Raw genomic sequence first — 16557 nt, forward strand, 5'->3', positions numbered from 1 at the left:
CCGGGTTGGTGGGTTCTTGGTCGCGGGGTGCCGGGTTGGTGGGTTCTTGGTCGCGGGGTGCCGGGTTGGTGGGTTCTTGGTCGCGGGGTGCCGGGTTGGTGGGTTCTTGGTCGCGGGGTGCCGGGCTGGTGGTTCTTGGTCGCAGGGTGCCGGGCTGGTGGTTCTTGGTCGCAGGGTGCCGGGTTGGTGGTTCTTGGTCGCATGCGTGCCGGACCGTTGGTGGTCACATAGGTCCCGGACTGGTGGCTCGCCGATGCATTGTTCCTGGGCCTGGGTTCCCAGCTGCGCCCCGCGTCTCCAGCACCGTCGACCTCTCGCGCGGGCTCACCACCGACGAGGAGGGGTGTGCAACCTCTGGACAAGTGATCACCATGCGCTCATGCAGGTAAACGTCGAGAGCACACCTGCATCAGCGCATTCTCGGCCGATCCATGTTGGGGTGGGCACGGGGCGGGGTGGGTGCTTGGTCGTTGGAGGGGTTTCGGGCGGGCGAGGTTGAACTGGGGATGTGGGGTCGTTTGGGGGCGGTCGGTATTTGGTGTGGCTGTCGGTGGGGGCCGGAAGTGGGGGAGATGCAAAAGGCCCTCCAGGTGGGGGCTGGGGGGCCTTTTGGTGGGGTGGTGGGGCTTTATCCGCTCTTGCGGCGGAACTCGCGTTTGTGGCTGGCGTTGCCGTGGGCGGAGGTTGCCTTGGATCGTCCGTCCATATGATCGGTCGACTTGGCGTGGTGCTGGTTCTTGCGCTCCAGGGCTTCCTTGAATTTGCGCTTGACCTCTTCGGCGCTGGACCCCGCGCTGCCGTTGGAACTATCCGCTTCCGCCATCGTCTGCTCCTCGTCGTCGCGACCGCGCACCGCGCCAAGGGGCGTCGTCGCGCTGCCGATTCGGGTCGAACAGGGTTGACGCTACTGTGCGGGGGCGCGGTGTGTCAGTCGGATATCGCCCGCGTGCCGCGATCAGTCCAGCGATTGCGCGGTGGTGCCGCCGAGGGGCAGCTCCGGCAGGCCGAGTTTGCGATGGTCCCAGCTGCGCAGGCGATCGGGGACCACCCGGATGGCGACGCGCTTGTGCAGCATCTGTTCGACCAGCGGGCGGACTTCCTCGCTGTAGGGACCGGTGTAGCGCTCCCAGACGCTGACGCCGACGGCGAACAGCTTCTCCGGATCGTCGATGATCTCGGCGTGGCCTTCGATGGAGACCCCGCGCAACTGGTCGTAGGTGTGACCCGCCTCGACCATGCAGGTGATGCGCGGGTCGCGGCGCAGGTTGACGGCCTTCTGCGATTTCGCCTTCGTTTCGAACCACAGCTCGGGCAGCTTGCGGACCGAGCCATCGGGTGCGACCTCGCCGTCGAGCAGGGCATACCACATCGCGATGAGATGCGGCGTGCCGTTCGGGCCGATGGTTGCCAGCGTCGCGATGCGGCTGCGCTGCAGGAACTCGGTGATCTCGGCATCGGACATGACGATCTGCGCCCGTTGGTTTACTCCCATGCGCACCAACCTTAGATGTTCGAACTAGAACGTGTTACAGCCTCTTGTGCAATGCGTCCGCGGCGGCGACCAGGTCGGCCGCCCAGCGTGCGCCGGGTCTGCGGCCCATGCGATCGATCGGGCCCGATACCGAAACGGCCGCGATCACATGACCCGCGGCATCGCGCACGGGTGCGGAGACGCTGGCCACACCGCTGGCCCGCTCGGCGGCGCTCTGCGCCCAGCCGCGCTTGCGTACCTCGGCCAGCGCGCGCTCGCCGAAGACCGCATCGGCCAGGATGGTGCGCTGCAATTCCGGATCCGCCCAGGCCAGCAGCACCTTGGCCGCCGATCCGGCGGTGAGCGGCAGTCGCGCGCCGATCGGCACGGTATCGCGCAGTCCGACCGGTGGTTCCAGGGCGGCGATGCATACCCGCGCATTGCCGTCGCGGCAGTAGATCTGGACACTCTCGCCGGTGATCTCGCGCAGGCGCGGGAGAATTGCCGAGGCGGCCTCGTGCAGCGGATCGGTGGCACCGGCGGCGAGTTCGGCGAGGGCCGGGCCCGGCCGCCACAGGCCGTTGTTGTCGCGGGCCAGCAGCCGGTGTACCTCGAGCCCTACAGCCAGGCGATGGGCGGTGGCGCGGGGCAGTCCGGTGCGGGTGCACAGCTCATTGAGACCGCAGGGGTGCTCCGCGACGGCATACAACACTGACACCGCTTTGTCGAGGACGCCGATACCGCTATGCTGTCTCATAGAACGATATTAGCGTCTCGGATGTTGAGAAAGCCACTTAAGCGCTCTGCTCGCTCCCGACGCGCCGGATAGCCAAATTGTGCAGCCGGAACCGCGCCTCAGCCCAGATCGTGCGAACCGGTTGCTCGTCGGAAAGGTGATCGAGAATGGCCGAGCGCCGCACACTGGCCGAAAAGGTGTGGGAGCAGCACGTCGTTGCCCGCGGAGAGGGCGAAGGCGCCTCCCGTGAGCCGGATTTGATCTACATCGATTTGCACCTCGTGCACGAGGTGACCAGTCCGCAGGCCTTCGACGGGCTCCGCGCCGCCGGTCGCCCCGTGCACCGTCCCGATCTCACCATCGCGACCGAGGATCACAACGTCCCGACCATCGATATCGATAAGCCGATCGCCGACCCGATTTCGCGCACCCAGGTCGAGACCCTGCGCCACAACTGCGCGGAATTCGGTGTGCGACTGCATCCGATGGGGGATCTGGATCAGGGCATCGTGCACGTCGTCGGGCCGCAACTCGGTTTGACGCAGCCGGGTATGACGGTGGTTTGCGGCGACAGCCACACCTCGACCCACGGTGCGTTCGGCGCGCTGGCGATGGGTATCGGCACCAGCGAGGTCGAACATGTCCTTGCCACGCAGACCCTCTCACTGCGTCCGTTCAAGACCATGGCGATCACCGTTGACGGCCAATTGCCGCCCGGTGTCACGAGTAAGGACCTGATTCTGGCCGTCATCGCCAAGATCGGTACGGGCGGCGGTCAGGGCTATGTGCTGGAGTATCGCGGCGAGGCCATTCGCGCCATGTCCATGGAGGCGCGAATGACCATCTGCAACATGTCGATCGAAGCGGGTGCGCGGGCCGGAATGATCGCCCCTGACGAAACCACCTATGAATTCCTCAAAGGACGCCCGCACGCGCCGCAGGGAGCCGACTGGGACGCCGCAGTGGCCGCCTGGGAGGCGTTGCAGACCGATGAGGGCGCGGTTTTCGACGCCGAGGTGCACATCGACGCCAATGCGCTGACCCCGTTCGTCACCTGGGGCACGAATCCGGGACAGGGTGCGCCACTGGGTGAGACGGTGCCCGATCCCGCGCAGATTGCCGACGATACGGCGCGGGAGTCCGCGGAGAAAGCGCTGCGATACATGGACTTGGAGCCGGGAACTCCGCTTCGAGAGGTGTCGGTCGATACGGTATTCGTCGGTTCGTGCACCAACGGGCGCATCGAGGATTTGCGCGCTGTAGCCGGGATTTTGAAGGGACGCCGCATCGCCGACGGTGTGCGAATGTTGGTTGTACCGGGGTCTATGCGGGTGCGCGCACAGGCGGAAAAAGAAGGACTGGGCGAGATTTTCATCGCGGCGGGCGCCGAATGGCGTCAGGCGGGCTGCTCGATGTGCTTGGGAATGAATCCCGATCAGCTCGCGCCCGGTCAGCGTTGTGCTTCGACATCGAACCGCAACTTCGAGGGTCGACAGGGCAAAGGTGGCCGTACACACCTGGTTTCCCCGCTCGTAGCGGCCGCGACGGCGGTCCGCGGCACCCTGTCCGCACCGGCGGATCTGGACTGATCGGCGTGCGGACGCGTTGCGCCCGCATCGATTCGCACTTCCGGCCATAGCGACCGCCCACAGGTCACTCGAAACGGCAGTCGTAGCGACTGCTTGCAGGTCGCTCGAAACGGTCGGCTCAAATCGCCTAACGACCCAGGAGAATCAGCAGAAATGGAAGCCTTCACCGTCCACAAGGGGATCGGAGTGCCGCTGCGCCGATCCAATGTCGACACCGATCAGATCATTCCGGCCGTGTACTTGAAGCGGGTGACGCGCACAGGATTCGAGGACGGACTGTTCGCAGCATGGCGATCCGACCCGGACTTCATTCTGAACACCGAGCCTTATAACCGGGGCAGTGTGCTGGTGGCGGGGCCGGACTTCGGTACCGGATCCTCGCGTGAGCACGCTGTATGGGCGCTGTCGGACTACGGCTTTCGTGTCGTCATCTCATCACGCTTCGCCGACATCTTCCGCGGCAATGCGGGCAAGGGTGGTCTGTTGGCCGCGCAGATGTCACAGAACGATGTCGAAATGCTCTGGAAGTTGCTCGAGGAACAGCCCGGTCTCGAATTGGTTGTAGACCTCGAGGCGCGCACGGTGACGGCCGGAACCGTCGTGTTGCCGTTCGATATTGATGACTACACCAGGTGGCGTCTGCTCGAAGGATTGGACGACATCGGGCTCACCCTCCGGCGCAGTGACGTCATCGATGAGTTCGAAAAGGCAAGGCCAAGTTGGAAACCCACAACCCTTCCGGCACATATTTCGCAGGCGTAATCACCCGGTAGTGATAGCTGTACAGCCCTAGGGGCGGTAGCTGGACGTGTGCTAAACCACATGAATTTTGGCGTGGCACATAGACTCTTGCTCAAAGTGGGTTTACCGTGGTACCTAGTCGGTCCGACGACGGGCCATTAGTCTGCGGAGGATTCAATGAACAAGGCGGAACTGATCGACGTTCTGACCGAAAAGTTGGGTACGGACAGGCGCACGGCCACCGCGGCAGTCGAGCATGTGGTCGACACCATCGTGCGCGCTGTGCACAAGGGTCAAAGCGTCACAATCACCGGATTCGGTGTGTTCGAACAGCGTAAGCGTGCGGCTCGAGTTGCCAGGAACCCGCGCACCGGCGAAACCGTCAAGGTGAAGCCCACTTCGGTGCCTGCGTTCCGCCCGGGTGCTCAGTTCAAGGCCGTCATCGCGGGTAAGCAGAAGCTGACCGCGAGCGGCCCCGCCGTAAAGCGCGGCGCGAATGCACCGGTGGCGGCGAAGAAGGCGGCCGCCAAGAAGGTGGCGGCGAAGAAGGCGGCCGCCAAGAAGGCGACCGCCACCAAGGCGCCCGCCAAGAAGACCGCGGCGAAGAAGGCCCCGGCAAAGACGACCGCCCGCAAGGCAACTGCCGCGAAGGCGGTCGCGAAGAAGGCGGCCGTCAAGAAGGCCGTCGCCAAGAAGGCTCCGGCCAAGAAGGCCACGGTGGCCAAGAAGGCCACGGCCGTGAAGAAGACCGTCGCGAAGAAGGCGCCCGCGAAGAAGACCGCGGCCAAGAAGGCTCCGGCCCGCCGCGCTCGCTGACGCAGCGGTTCGAGGCCGCAAATGCGGCTGAAGGTCCAGCGCCATCGAGTGATTCGGTTCCACTGAGCGGAATCACTCCCTGTACCGGCTAAAAACGGCCCTGGGGTTCGCCCCAGGGCCGTTTTAGCTGCCTATGTCCGAATTTGGGGTCCAGTAGCGACCGCGTGACGGTTGCGGTCCCCATTGGGGTCAGGATTTGACGATGGCGGCCGACAGCGACCGGTCGAGGTGGTCGGCGGCGACCAACCGCCCTGAGGCAAAAGACAGTACCCACACGCTGCCCTTGCGGTTGCGCGCGGACGGCAGCGTGATGCCGTCCCGATCGGCCCACCACTGCAGCAGATCGGGAATTACCTTGCCCTGACTGCACAGAACGCGCACCGCGCGATCCGATACCAGGGAGATAGCGCGTTCTCGGGCCTTGTCTGGCGCTGCGGCATAACCGCTTTCGGAAAACAGCGGCTCGATGGCGATGGTTTCGCCGAGTTTCTCGGCCAGCGGCGTCACCGTCTGGACGCAGCGCACCGGATCGGCCGAATAGATCTCGGATGCACCGAACGCCAGCAGATTCGGGACCAGCGCCTGTGCCCGGGCCTGCCCTTCCCGCTCCAGTGGGCGCTGCTCATCCGGGCCGTCGAATCGGCCCCGGCTGCCCGCCTTGGCGTGTCGAACCAGTAGCAGCGTGGCGGTGGCCGCGGGCAGGCGGGTGAAGGCGCGCAGCACCTGGCGGTCCATCGGATACGACAGCTGGTCCATCACCCGGTCCAAGGTGTACCAGGACAGCACATCGACCTCGGAATTGGCGCTGAACGCCCCACCTGCGACCTCGGCTGCCCAGTAGTCCACTCGCTTCAATTTCCGGTGTCCCGGAATCGGATACGTGACGTGCCCGAGATAGCGGCCCAGACGGCAGTCCAGGCCGGTTTCTTCGCCGACCTCACGCACCGCGGCGAGCACCGGCGTCTCGCCCGGATCGAGTTTGCCCTTGGGCAGCGACCAATCCTGATACTTGGGGCGATGCACCACCGCGATCTCGATGGCACCGGAACCGTCGGCCGTCCTGCGCCACAGCACCGCACCGGCGGCGTGAATGTTGGCTGTTACCCGGGGATCCCAGAACGGTCCCCCGTCCATGTCGTATCCCGTCGTACCACTCACTGGTGATCCGGTCTCCGCATTCGCATCAGGAATTCTTGGTGGTCACGTACATGGGCACCGTCTCGGTCGGCGCCGTCGGGCGAAGCCTGCCAGTTGCCGTCAGGTTGAAGGATCCAGCAACGGGTCGTCGGATACAGGGCGGAGTCGAATACCGACCCCAACTGCTCGCACAGCTTCGGATCCTTCACCTGCGCCATGACTTCCACGCGCCGGTCCAGATTCCGGTGCATCATGTCGGCACTGCCGATCCAGTATTCGTCCTGGGCCTGGAAGTGCATGATCCGCGAATGCTCCAGGAAGCGACCGAGAATCGAGCGCACCTCGATGTTCTCGCTCATTCCCTCGACACCGGGTCGCAGACCGCAGATGCCGCGCACCACGATCTGCACCGGTACACCGGCCTGAGAAGCTCGGTAGAGCGCGTCGATGACTTGCTCGTCGACAATTGCATTGGCCTTCATCCGGATTCGCGCCGGGACGCCCTCTTCGGCCAGTTCGGTCTCGCGCTGGATGCGGTCGATGATTCCGGCGCGCACACCCAGCGGAGCGACAAGCAGGTTGCGGTAGTTGGCCTTTCGCGAGTAGCCGGTGAGCGAATTGAACAGATCGGTCAGGTCGGCGCCGATTTCCGGTGCGGCCGTGAGCAACCCGACGTCCTCGTAGAGCCGCGCGGTCTTCGGGTTGTAGTTGCCGGTGCCGATATGGCAGTAGCGGCGGATGGTCGCACCCTCGCGGCGCACCACCAGACAGGTCTTGCAGTGCGTCTTGAGGCCGATGAGACCGTAGACCACGTGCACGCCCGCCTGCTCCAGCGCGCGGGCCCATTTGATGTTGGCCTGTTCGTCGAAGCGTGCCTTGATCTCGACCAGCGCCACGACCTGCTTGCCCGCCTCGGCCGCGTCAATGAGCGCGTTCACGATCGGGGAGTCACCGGAGGTCCGGTACAGGGTCTGTTTGATGGCGAGCACCTGCGGGTCGGCGGCGGCCTGTTCGATGAAGCGCTGCACGCTGGTGGAGAACGAGTCGTAGGGGTGGTGCACCAGGACGTCGCCCTCGCGCAGCGCCTGGAAGACATTGCGCGGGGTTTCGCGCTCGCCGAACGCCGGAGGCGTCGCGGGCACATACGGTGCGTCCTTGAGATTGGGCCGATCGACGCCGTACACCTGCCAGAGGCAGGACAGGTCGAGCAGACCCGGCACCTGGATCACATCCCCGGGATCGACCTCGAGCTCGCGCAACAGCAGGTCGAGCATGTGCTCGGTCATATCGTCGGAGACCTCTAGTCGGACCGGCGAACCGAAGCGGCGGCGGGCCAGTTCGCGCTCCAGCGCCTGCAGCAGATCCTCGTCGCGGTCCTCGTCGACCTCGAAATCGGCATTGCGGGTGATGCGGAACGAGTGGTGCTCGACCACCTTCATACCGGGGAACAGCAGATCGAGGTGTGCGGCGATCAGCGCTTCCATCGGCAAGAAGGCCGCGACGGGGGATCCGGACTCGTTTCGCCGCACCCGGACGAAGCGATCGACGTTATCGGGCACCTTGACGCGGGCGAAGTGTTCGGCGCCGGTGGAGGAATCCTTCACCGTCACCGCGAGGTTGAGACTCAGTCCGCTGATGTAGGGGAAGGGGTGGGCCGGATCCACCGCCAGCGGGGTGAGGACGGGGAAGACCTGGTCCTGGAAATAGCCCGAGAGGCGCTGGCGCTCATCGTCGTCCAGATCGGACCAATCGATGATGGCAATGCCCTCGGCGGTCAGCGCGGGCAGTACCGAGTTGAGGAAAACGCGGGCATGCCGGTCGGCGATCTCCTGGGTACGCGCCGCGATCAGCTCCAGTTGCTCAGTGGGCGAACGGCCGTCCGCCGAACGCACCGAAAGTCCGGTCTCCGCACGGCGTTTGAGACCGGCGACGCGGACCATATAGAACTCGTCCAGATTGGAGGCGAAGATCGCCAGGAATTTCGCGCGTTCCAGCAACGGCAGCGACGCGTCCTCGGCGAGGGCGAGTACCCGCGCGTTGAAGTCGAGCCAGCTGAGCTCACGGTTCAGGTAGCGATCACGTGGCAACCGCTGCACCACCGCATCGTCGGCCAACGGTGTCGCGGCAGGCAGTGGGTTCGGCAGCAGTTGCTGCTTGACGGTCTCGGTCTCGCTCATGCCCATGCCTCGCTGGCACGCGGCACCGACAGGCGCGATGCGCGCTGGTACGGGAATCGCTCGCTTCGCTCACTCACGTTAACGATCATCCCCTACTAACCGGGCCCTGTGCAGCCCGACGTCATCATTGACGTGAGTATCACGCCGGTCGTGGCGATCGGCTAGCACACCCGGCGCACGCCCTCGTGAACGCGAATCGGCCAGCCGATGTCCTGCAGGGCAGCGCACGTCGAATCCCCGGTGCCGAGGTCGATGGCACGATCGAGATCGTCTGCGGTGTCCACATCCAGCCGCAATCCCGGCCAGTCACCGCGCAGATCGACCGCGCCGGCGGCGATATGCCGGACCGCGGAGCCGGGCCCGAAACGTGGGTCCAGCGCCGCGACGGTGTCGCCGACGAATAGCGCGGCGGTGCCGGTGCCCGCGTGGTCCACCACGACCGAGCGCACCCCGACCGGTGCGGTGCTCAGCATGTCCGAGAGCTCGTCCGGGCGCAGGGCGGGCAGATCCGCCTGTAGGGCCAGCAGTTCGACCGGGCCGTACCGGTGCCGCAGCGTGGTCGCCGCATCGGTGAGTGCGGTGTTCAGACCGTCCGGGTCGGTGGGGTCGAGCACCGCACGGCGAGGTTCGGGATGGACCGCCGCGCCGAGCGAGCCCGCCAGCTCGGCGACCACCGGATCCGGGGTCACCACGGTGACCGACGCGATCTGCCGCACCGCGACGGTGGCGGATACGGTGTCGGCGAGCATGGCGAGCACCAGCTGTGCCCGGTGCTCCGGGCGCAGCCGGTCGGCCAGGCGGCTCTTGGCCCGATCGAGGCTCTTGACCGCGATCACGGCGTGCACGGCATGCGGACGCATGGTCCTAATCCTTCCACGAGTGCTTCCGTGGCATATTGGGCAGATGACGAGGGCGGCAGTGCTGGGCGCGGGATCGTGGGGGACCGCGTTCGCGAAGGTGTTGGCGGACGCGGGAACCGAGGTCACGATCTGGGCCCGGCGGCCCGAGGTGGCGAAGGCGCTCGCCACCGAACATCGCAATCCGTTCTATCTGCCCGACGTGCGATTACCGCCGATCGCGGCCACCCACGATCACGTTGAAGCGCTCGATGGGGCCGACATTGTCGTACTCGCGGTTCCGTCTCAATCCTTGCGCGCGAATCTCGAAACGTGGAAGGACTCGATCGGGCCGGACGCGGCGCTGCTCAGTCTCGCCAAGGGCATCGAGACCGGAACGCTACTGCGGATGAGTCAGGTCATCGGCGAGGTCACCGGTGCCGACGAGAGCCGCATCGCGGTGCTGTCGGGGCCGAATCTGGCCAGGGAGATCGCCGCCGAGCAGCCCGCGGCCACCGTGATCGCCTGCACCGATGCCGCGCGGGCGGCCGCGCTGCAGCAGGTCTGCGCCAACGGATACTTCCGGCCCTACACCAATACCGATGTGATCGGCTGTGAGATCGGCGGTGCCTGCAAGAACGTCATCGCGCTTGCCTGCGGCATCGCCTCGGGAATGGGGTTGGGTGACAACTCGATCGCCAGCCTGATCACCCGCGGGCTGGCCGAGATCATCCGGCTCGGGGTCGCGCTCGGCGCGGAGCCGGTCACGCTTGCGGGTTTGGCCGGGGTGGGCGATTTGGTCGCCACCTGCACCTCGCAGCTGTCGCGCAACCGGTCATTCGGGCATGTGCTCGGGGCGGGCGGGTCCATGGAGGCGGCCCAGGAGGCAACCCATGGCCAGGTCGCCGAGGGTGTGAAGTCGTGCACATCCATTCGGGCGCTGGCCGCCGCGCACAATGTGGAGATGCCGCTGACCACATCGGTACACCTGGTGTGTCATGAGGGAGTTTCGGTGCGTGCGGCGGTCGACAAACTGCTGGGACGGCAGATCAAACCGGAATAGGGCCGAACGCTGGCATCGCACGGGCGCGAGGTTGGTTCGCCCCGCATAACGGGTACGGTTCGGTTCATGACGAACCGGATCAGGGTGGCTGTGGTGTTCGGCGGGCGCAGTAACGAGCACGCCGTGTCCTGTGTATCCGCTGGCAGCGTGCTGCGCAACCTGGATCCGCAACAGTACGAGGCGGTGCCCATCGGCATCACCCACGACGGCGCCTGGGTGCTCGGCGGCTCCGATGTGGCCGCGCTGACCTTTTCGACCGACCTGCAGGCAGTCGCTGTGGACGGCTCCAAGGACAATGCGCTGCCCGCGGTGGACAGCACCGGCACCGCGCTGACCTTGGCCGCCGACCCGAGCCGGTCTGGAGCGCTGGTCGCGCTGGACGATCCGAGTGCGACGCTGGGTTCGGTGGATGTGGTGTTCCCGATCCTGCACGGCCCGTTCGGCGAGGACGGGACGCTACAAGGCATGCTCGAATTGGCCGGGGTGCCATATGTCGGGCCGGGCGTGCTGGCCAGCGCTGCGGGTATGGATAAGGAATTCACCAAGAAGCTGCTCGCCGCCGAGGGGCTGCCGATCGGGCGGCAGGTGGTGTTGCGGCGCGGTGCCGACACGCTCGGCGCGGACGATCGGGCGCGGCTCGGACTTCCGGTGTTCGTCAAACCGGCACGCGGAGGCTCCTCGATCGGCATTACCAAGGTCACCGACTGGAGTACGTTGGACGCGGCGATCGCCGCGGCGCGGGAACACGATCCGAAGGTGATCGTGGAGGCGGGCATCCTCGGACGTGAAGTCGAATGCGGTGTACTGGAATTTCCGGACGGCCGGGTCGAGGCCAGCGTGGTGGCCGAGATCCGGATGCCGGATGCCGATGCCGCGGCGCCGGAGTTCTACGACTTCGAAACCAAATACCTTGACGATGTCTGCGAATTCGACGTTCCGGCGAAGCTGGACGACGAAGTGTCCGACAGCATAAGGGAACTCGCGGTGCGCGCGTTCAAGGCGCTGGACTGCCAGGGACTCGCCCGGGTCGACTTCTTCGTCACTGCCGAGGGGCCGGTGATCAACGAGATCAATACGATGCCCGGCTTCACATCGATCTCGATGTACCCACGCATGTGGGAAGCGACCGGAATCGACTACCGGACACTGGTTTCCACGCTGATCGAGACCGCGCTGGCACGGGGTACCGGCCTGCGTTAGCGGCCGAGCGGCCTATCGCTCCAGGGTGGCGGTCAGTTCGGCAGGGGGCCGGGTTCGATCGGTTTCGCCGGCAGATTCGCGGTGATGGTGTCCGAAACTCCTTGCAGCGGAGTCGGTCCGGAGCCGTCGGGAACGGTCAGCGCGATATAGGTTTCGCGGTCGACGGCGAACCAGGTGCTGGCCTTGGCGGCGGCATCGCGGACCTCGAACCACTGCACGCCATTGACGATCTGTAGCGCGGAGGCGCGGTTGAACTCCAGCGGGCGCTCCAGGCCGCAGCGCAGCACGATGGGATCGCCGCCGTCCTTGCGCTGCCAGGCACGGGTCGCGGGCGGAGCGGGTTCCACCAGGGTGGATTTGGTGTAGTCGCCGAGGTCGACCGGTAGTGCGGGCAGTAAGGCGGTGCAGGCGGGTCCGGTCGCGGCGGGCGCGGGGACCGGACCGAGTACCAGGGGTTCGCGTTCGGTCGGCGCGCGGCGGGCCAGCACGGCGGCGACGAGGACGGCGACTACCAGCACCACCGGTAGTGCGACGGCGGTCGCGATCAGCGCGGGTGGGTAGCCCCGGGTTTCGGGGGCCGATTCGGCGCCGGCTGACTCGGCAGCAGCGTCCTCCGGGCCGCTATCGGCCGTTTCGGACTCGGCGTCGACATCTTCGGAGGTCTCGGTGACGGGCAGGGGCGCGTTCTCCGCTGTGGCGCCCGGCGCGACGGCGCTATCGGCAGCCGACTCCGCCGTGTCCGATGACAGCTCGGCATCCTTCGACTTCTCGGCCTTCGACTTCTCGGCCTTCGGCGAATCCGCCCTCGACGAATCGCGCTCCGACGACTCCGCCGCCATGCTCACCGGTCCTTCCTGTTCGCACCGGTTGCGGGGATGGATGCTGCGCACCGGCCTGGTAGTACTCGATTGCCCTGGAAAGGGTACCCTCGGTCGGATTCCAGCCAGCACGACGTCGGGAAGGGACCGGTCATCAGCGAAAGCACGCCACCGCGGACAGTGCGTGAGCTGGGGGAGTTCGCACTGATCGAGCGGATCAACGCGGGCCGGGTCCAGGCGCCCGGCGTACTGCTCGGTCCCGGCGACGATGCCGCCGTGGTGGCCGCGCCGGACGGCCGGTTCGTGGTGACAACCGACATGCTGGTTCAGGATCGCCACTTCCGGCTCGATTGGTCCGATCCCCGCAATATCGGGCGGAAGGCGATCGCGCAGAACGCGGCCGATGTGGTTGCGATGGGCGCGGTGCCGACCGCATTCGTGGTGGCGCTGGGTTGTCCGGCCGATACGCCGGTCGAGGTCATCGACGGTCTCACCGACGGTATGTGGGCCGAGGCGGGGCGGGCCGGTGGTTCGATCGCGGGCGGTGATGTGGTGCGCAGCCCGCAGTTGGTCATCTCGGTCACCGCCTTCGGCGATCTGGACGGTCGCGCGCCGATCACCAGAGCCGGTGCGCGCGTGGGGGATACGGTCGCGGTGGCCGGTCGGCTCGGCTGGTCCGCCGCCGGGCTGGCGGCCCTGACCGCCGAGGTCGATCCGGACGACGAGCTCGTTGCCGAAGCGCTTGCGGCCCATCGGGTCCCGCAGCCGCCCTACTCGGCGGTGCTGGCCGCGATCGTCGATGTTGCTGCCGGACCGGATGATTCGGATACCTCAGGGGAGGGCGTGCTCGGGTCGTCCGCGGCCGCGATCCCCAACTCGCTGACCGATATCTCGGACGGACTGCTCGCGGATCTGGGCCATATCGCCGAGGCGTCCGGCGTGGCCATCGATATCGGTTCGACCGCATTGCGCGATCCGGAACTGGACGCGATTGCGCGACGCCTGGATGCCGATGTGACGCAATGGATTCTGACCGGCGGCGAGGATCACGCCTTCGTCGGAACCTGGTCGGCGCGGCGGGAATTGCCGCCGGGCTGGACGCCGATCGGACGGGTGCTGGCAGGTCACGGCGTCACTGTCGACGGTGCGCGACGGCCGGGCAGCGGTGGCTGGGAATCGTTCAGCGGGGTGGACTCGGCATCCGAGCCCGAGCCACGATAGGTTGTGCGGTCATGGGCGCGAAACCACTGACGGAAATCATGGATCCGGGTTGGGCGAAGGCTCTCGAACCCGTTGCGGAGCAGATCTCGGACATGGGCGAATTCCTGCGCGCGGAGAACGCCGCGGGCCGTGGCTATCTACCGGCCGGTGAGAATGTGCTGCGCGCCTTCCAGCGCCCGTTCGACGCGGTGCGCGTGCTGATCGTCGGCCAGGATCCATATCCGACGCCCGGCCATCCGATGGGGCTGAGTTTCTCTGTCGCCCCCGATGTTTCGCCGGTTCCGCGCAGCCTCGCCAATATCTTCGCCGAATACAGCAAGGACCTCGGCTACACCACACCGTCCAATGGCGATCTGAGTCCGTGGTCGGATCGGGGTGTGCTGCTGCTGAACCGAGTCCTCACGGTCTCGCCGGGACAGCCCGCCTCCCATCGCGGCAAGGGCTGGGAAGCAGTGACCGACCAGGCGATTCGCGCCCTGGTGGCCAGGGATGAACCGCTGGTCGCGATCCTGTGGGGTCGCGACGCGCAGACACTGAAGCCGCAGCTGGCCGAGGCCGAGGTGCCCTATATCGAATCCGTGCATCCGTCGCCCCTGTCGGCCTCGCGCGGGTTTTTCGGTTCGCGACCCTTCTCGCGAGTGAATGAACTACTCGACGAACTGGGTGCCGAACCTGTTGACTGGCGCCTGCCCTGATCCCGGGCGCTGAGGTAAAACAAAGTAGAGGAGCACAATTCAATGCACATCAAGACCGTCCGCGGCGCCACCGTCGCGCTGGCATTCTGCGCGGCCATGGCCGGCGGCGCAGCCACCGCGAGTGCGGCCCCGCTGCGACTGGAGCCCGCCGCGGACACCACCTCGACCGGCAACGCCGCCCCGGTCGGTGAGGAATTCACCTCGAATGGCTCCTCCACCATTTCTTCTTCGGTGAATGCGAAGGTCGCCTGCTTGCTGCAGAACACCCTCAGCGCGCAAGGTAAGTGGAACTGCTGACGTCCCGTTGACCGGGGGTCAACAAGAGGCCCCACGGATGCTGTGCGATCCTCGGATCGTGAGTAATGCGAACAACCTGCTCGATCCGACTCGGCTGCACCTGCGTGGTTCGGATGGGATCGAGCTGGCGGCCGACCAGTTCGGCCCGGCGGACGGCCCGCTCGTGCTGTTCCTCCACGGTGGCGGACAAACCCGACACTCGTGGAAGCAGACGGGGGCGAAGCTGGCCGCCGCCGGGATGCGGGTCGTCACGCTGGACGCCCGCGGCCACGGCGACAGTCAGTGGGCGGCGGATGCGAATTACCGGCGCGACACGATGGTCGCGGATCTGGTCAATGTGCTCGAGCAGTTGGGTGCGCCCGCGGTCGTGGTCGGAGCGAGCATGGGCGGGATCACCGGCCTGCTCACCACGATGGTGCCCGGTGGCGAGGCGATCAGCGCGTTGGTGCTCGTCGATATCGTCACCCGACCCGAACCGACCGGTGTCGCGCGGGTGATCGACTTCCTCGGCAAACATCGCGGCGGATTCGACACACTGGAGCAGGCCGCCGACGCGGTCGCCGAATATATGCCACACCGCCCGCGGCCCAAGAACACCGATGGTCTGCAGCGGAACTTGCGGCAACGCGAGGGGCGCTGGTACTGGCACTGGGATCCGGACATGCTCAAGGACCGCGTGGAGGATGCGAGCGAGATGAGCCAGCAGATGGAGGTCGCGGCGCGTGTCCTGACGATACCGGTGCTGCTGGTGCGCGGTATGCAGTCCGATGTGGTGACGCCCGAGGGAGCCGCGGCGTTTCGGGAGATGGTGCCGCATGCGCAGTTGGTCGAGATCGGTGGTGCGGCGCATACCGCGGCCGGTGACGACAATGACGCCTTCACCGACGCGGTCGCCAAATTCGTGCTGGAGACTCGGGCGATGGAGACCGAATCCGTTTGTGACTAAACGTACTTCGGCTTGCGCTTCTCGATGAACGCATTGACGCCCTCGATGCCCGCCGGACTGTTCGCCGCGGCGGCGATCGCATCGCGTTCATAGTCGAGCTGTTCGCTCAGCGTCGCCGAATTCGACCGTGCCAGTAGTGATTTGATGCTCGCGTAGGTGGATCGTGGTCCGGTCGTGAAGGTTCGGGCCAGGTTCATGGCCTCGTCGCGCACCTGCTCGTCGTCGACCAAGCGGCTGAGGATGCCGAGCCGCACGGCCTCCTCGGCGGTGAGAATCGCATCGGTGAGCAGGATTTCGCGCGCCCGTCCCGCACCGACGATGCGCGGCAGCGTCCACGACATCCCGCCGTCCGGGCTCAGGCCGATACCCGGATAGGCCGGACGCAACTTGGTGCTCGGCCCGCCGATGGCGATATCGGCCGCACATACCAGGCTCATCCCGGCTCCCGCCGCCCAGCCCTGCACCCCGACCACCACCGGCACCGTCGTCTCGTCCAGCGCCCGCACGAAGTCGTGCAGCACCGTCGCCAGCCCATGAATATGTCCCGCCCGATCCTCCGCCTCGGCGAACCCCCGCACATTCCCACCCGCGCAGAAGTTCGCCCCGCTCCCCGTCAACACCACGGCCCCCACCTCACGCCCCGCCGCCCGCAATGCCTCTGTCCCGGCGGTAATCCCCTGGAAGTCCATAGAAGTGCCATTGGCGGCGGTAGCAATCGTGATCTGCAGAACGCCGTCCGCAATGGTGACGTACTCGGTTTGCGCAGTCGAGGTCATGTCCAGCACCCTATCGCTGCCCATCGGCATTGCACCCG

At 66.3% G+C, this 16557-nt stretch carries 17 protein-coding genes; 9 read left to right on the forward strand and 8 right to left on the reverse strand.

Annotation, left to right across the window (positions count from 1 at the left end):
• Nucleotides 1–628 precede the first annotated feature (628 nt).
• The 3 genes from ACWEO2_RS05435 to ACWEO2_RS05445 form a co-directional block, all read right to left on the reverse strand.
• Entirely contained in the window at nucleotides 629–823 is a 195-nt protein-coding gene (locus tag ACWEO2_RS05435) for a DUF5302 domain-containing protein (protein WP_433683616.1), read from the reverse strand.
• 132 nt (nucleotides 824–955) lie between these two features.
• On the reverse strand, nucleotides 956–1492 hold the full coding sequence (locus ACWEO2_RS05440; RefSeq protein WP_452404251.1) for a pyridoxamine 5'-phosphate oxidase family protein: 537 nt from the start codon (nucleotides 1490–1492) through the stop codon (nucleotides 956–958).
• 34 nt (nucleotides 1493–1526) lie between these two features.
• Entirely contained in the window at nucleotides 1527–2228 is a 702-nt protein-coding gene (locus tag ACWEO2_RS05445) for an IclR family transcriptional regulator (RefSeq protein ID WP_354957543.1), read from the reverse strand.
• Nucleotides 2229–2374: 146 nt separating this feature from the next.
• On the opposite strand from ACWEO2_RS05445, the gene leuC reads away from it, so the two are divergent.
• The 3 genes from leuC to ACWEO2_RS05460 all read left to right on the forward strand — a co-directional run bounded on the left by leuC (nucleotide 2375) and on the right by ACWEO2_RS05460 (nucleotide 5353).
• Nucleotides 2375–3796 (forward strand): 3-isopropylmalate dehydratase large subunit, encoded by a 1422-nt coding sequence (gene leuC, locus ACWEO2_RS05450; protein WP_452404252.1) that lies wholly within the window; start codon nucleotides 2375–2377, stop codon nucleotides 3794–3796.
• A gap of 153 nt (nucleotides 3797–3949) precedes the next feature.
• Nucleotides 3950–4558: a 3-isopropylmalate dehydratase small subunit gene (gene leuD / locus ACWEO2_RS05455; RefSeq protein ID WP_355177366.1), complete on the forward strand. Its 609-nt coding sequence runs from the start codon at nucleotides 3950–3952 to the stop codon at nucleotides 4556–4558.
• A gap of 156 nt (nucleotides 4559–4714) precedes the next feature.
• Entirely contained in the window at nucleotides 4715–5353 is a 639-nt protein-coding gene (locus ACWEO2_RS05460) for an HU family DNA-binding protein (RefSeq protein WP_452404253.1), read from the forward strand.
• A 189-nt stretch (nucleotides 5354–5542) separates the two neighbouring features.
• Here the strand turns inward: ACWEO2_RS05460 and ACWEO2_RS05465 are convergent, their stop codons facing one another.
• The 3 genes from ACWEO2_RS05465 to cofC form a co-directional block, all read right to left on the reverse strand.
• A complete protein-coding gene (locus ACWEO2_RS05465; protein WP_452404511.1) occupies nucleotides 5543–6487 on the reverse strand; it encodes an NUDIX hydrolase in 945 nt (314 codons plus the stop codon).
• A gap of 20 nt (nucleotides 6488–6507) precedes the next feature.
• Nucleotides 6508–8667: an RNA degradosome polyphosphate kinase gene (locus ACWEO2_RS05470; protein ID WP_452404254.1), complete on the reverse strand. Its 2160-nt coding sequence runs from the start codon at nucleotides 8665–8667 to the stop codon at nucleotides 6508–6510.
• Nucleotides 8668–8828: 161 nt separating this feature from the next.
• Entirely contained in the window at nucleotides 8829–9527 is a 699-nt protein-coding gene (gene cofC / locus ACWEO2_RS05475) for a 2-phospho-L-lactate guanylyltransferase (RefSeq protein ID WP_452404255.1), read from the reverse strand.
• A 43-nt stretch (nucleotides 9528–9570) separates the two neighbouring features.
• On the opposite strand from cofC, the gene ACWEO2_RS05480 reads away from it, so the two are divergent.
• The gene (locus tag ACWEO2_RS05480) at nucleotides 9571–10566 is read left to right on the forward strand and encodes an NAD(P)H-dependent glycerol-3-phosphate dehydrogenase (RefSeq protein WP_452404256.1); all 996 of its coding nucleotides are present in this window, start codon (nucleotides 9571–9573) and stop codon (nucleotides 10564–10566) included.
• Nucleotides 10567–10632: 66 nt separating this feature from the next.
• A complete protein-coding gene (locus tag ACWEO2_RS05485) occupies nucleotides 10633–11766 on the forward strand; it encodes a D-alanine--D-alanine ligase family protein (protein WP_452404257.1) in 1134 nt (377 codons plus the stop codon).
• Between the two features lie 32 nt (nucleotides 11767–11798).
• On the opposite strand, the gene ACWEO2_RS05490 is transcribed toward ACWEO2_RS05485, so the two are convergent.
• On the reverse strand, nucleotides 11799–12443 hold the full coding sequence (locus tag ACWEO2_RS05490) for a DUF3515 domain-containing protein (protein WP_452404512.1): 645 nt from the start codon (nucleotides 12441–12443) through the stop codon (nucleotides 11799–11801).
• Nucleotides 12444–12764: 321 nt separating this feature from the next.
• On the opposite strand from ACWEO2_RS05490, the gene thiL reads away from it, so the two are divergent.
• From thiL to ACWEO2_RS05510, 4 genes are read left to right on the forward strand one after another with little or no spacing between them, the layout of a single operon-like run.
• On the forward strand, nucleotides 12765–13805 hold the full coding sequence (thiL, locus tag ACWEO2_RS05495; RefSeq protein WP_452404258.1) for a thiamine-phosphate kinase: 1041 nt from the start codon (nucleotides 12765–12767) through the stop codon (nucleotides 13803–13805).
• Nucleotides 13806–13816: 11 nt separating this feature from the next.
• Nucleotides 13817–14500, forward strand: a complete 684-nt coding sequence (locus ACWEO2_RS05500) for a uracil-DNA glycosylase (RefSeq protein WP_452404259.1) — start codon at nucleotides 13817–13819, stop codon at nucleotides 14498–14500.
• Nucleotides 14501–14542: 42 nt separating this feature from the next.
• Nucleotides 14543–14797 (forward strand): hypothetical protein, encoded by a 255-nt coding sequence (locus ACWEO2_RS05505; RefSeq protein WP_355177373.1) that lies wholly within the window; start codon nucleotides 14543–14545, stop codon nucleotides 14795–14797.
• 58 nt (nucleotides 14798–14855) lie between these two features.
• Complete coding sequence (locus ACWEO2_RS05510) at nucleotides 14856–15743, forward strand: alpha/beta fold hydrolase (RefSeq protein ID WP_452404260.1); 888 nt, start codon at nucleotides 14856–14858, stop codon at nucleotides 15741–15743.
• On the opposite strand, the gene ACWEO2_RS05515 is transcribed toward ACWEO2_RS05510, so the two are convergent.
• Nucleotides 15740–16519, reverse strand: a complete 780-nt coding sequence (locus tag ACWEO2_RS05515; protein WP_355177375.1) for an enoyl-CoA hydratase/isomerase family protein — start codon at nucleotides 16517–16519, stop codon at nucleotides 15740–15742. The two genes, ACWEO2_RS05510 and ACWEO2_RS05515, sit on opposite strands and share 4 nt — an antisense overlap.
• Nucleotides 16520–16557 lie beyond the last annotated feature (38 nt).

It is taken from the genome of Nocardia sp. NPDC004278, assembly GCF_053602975.1.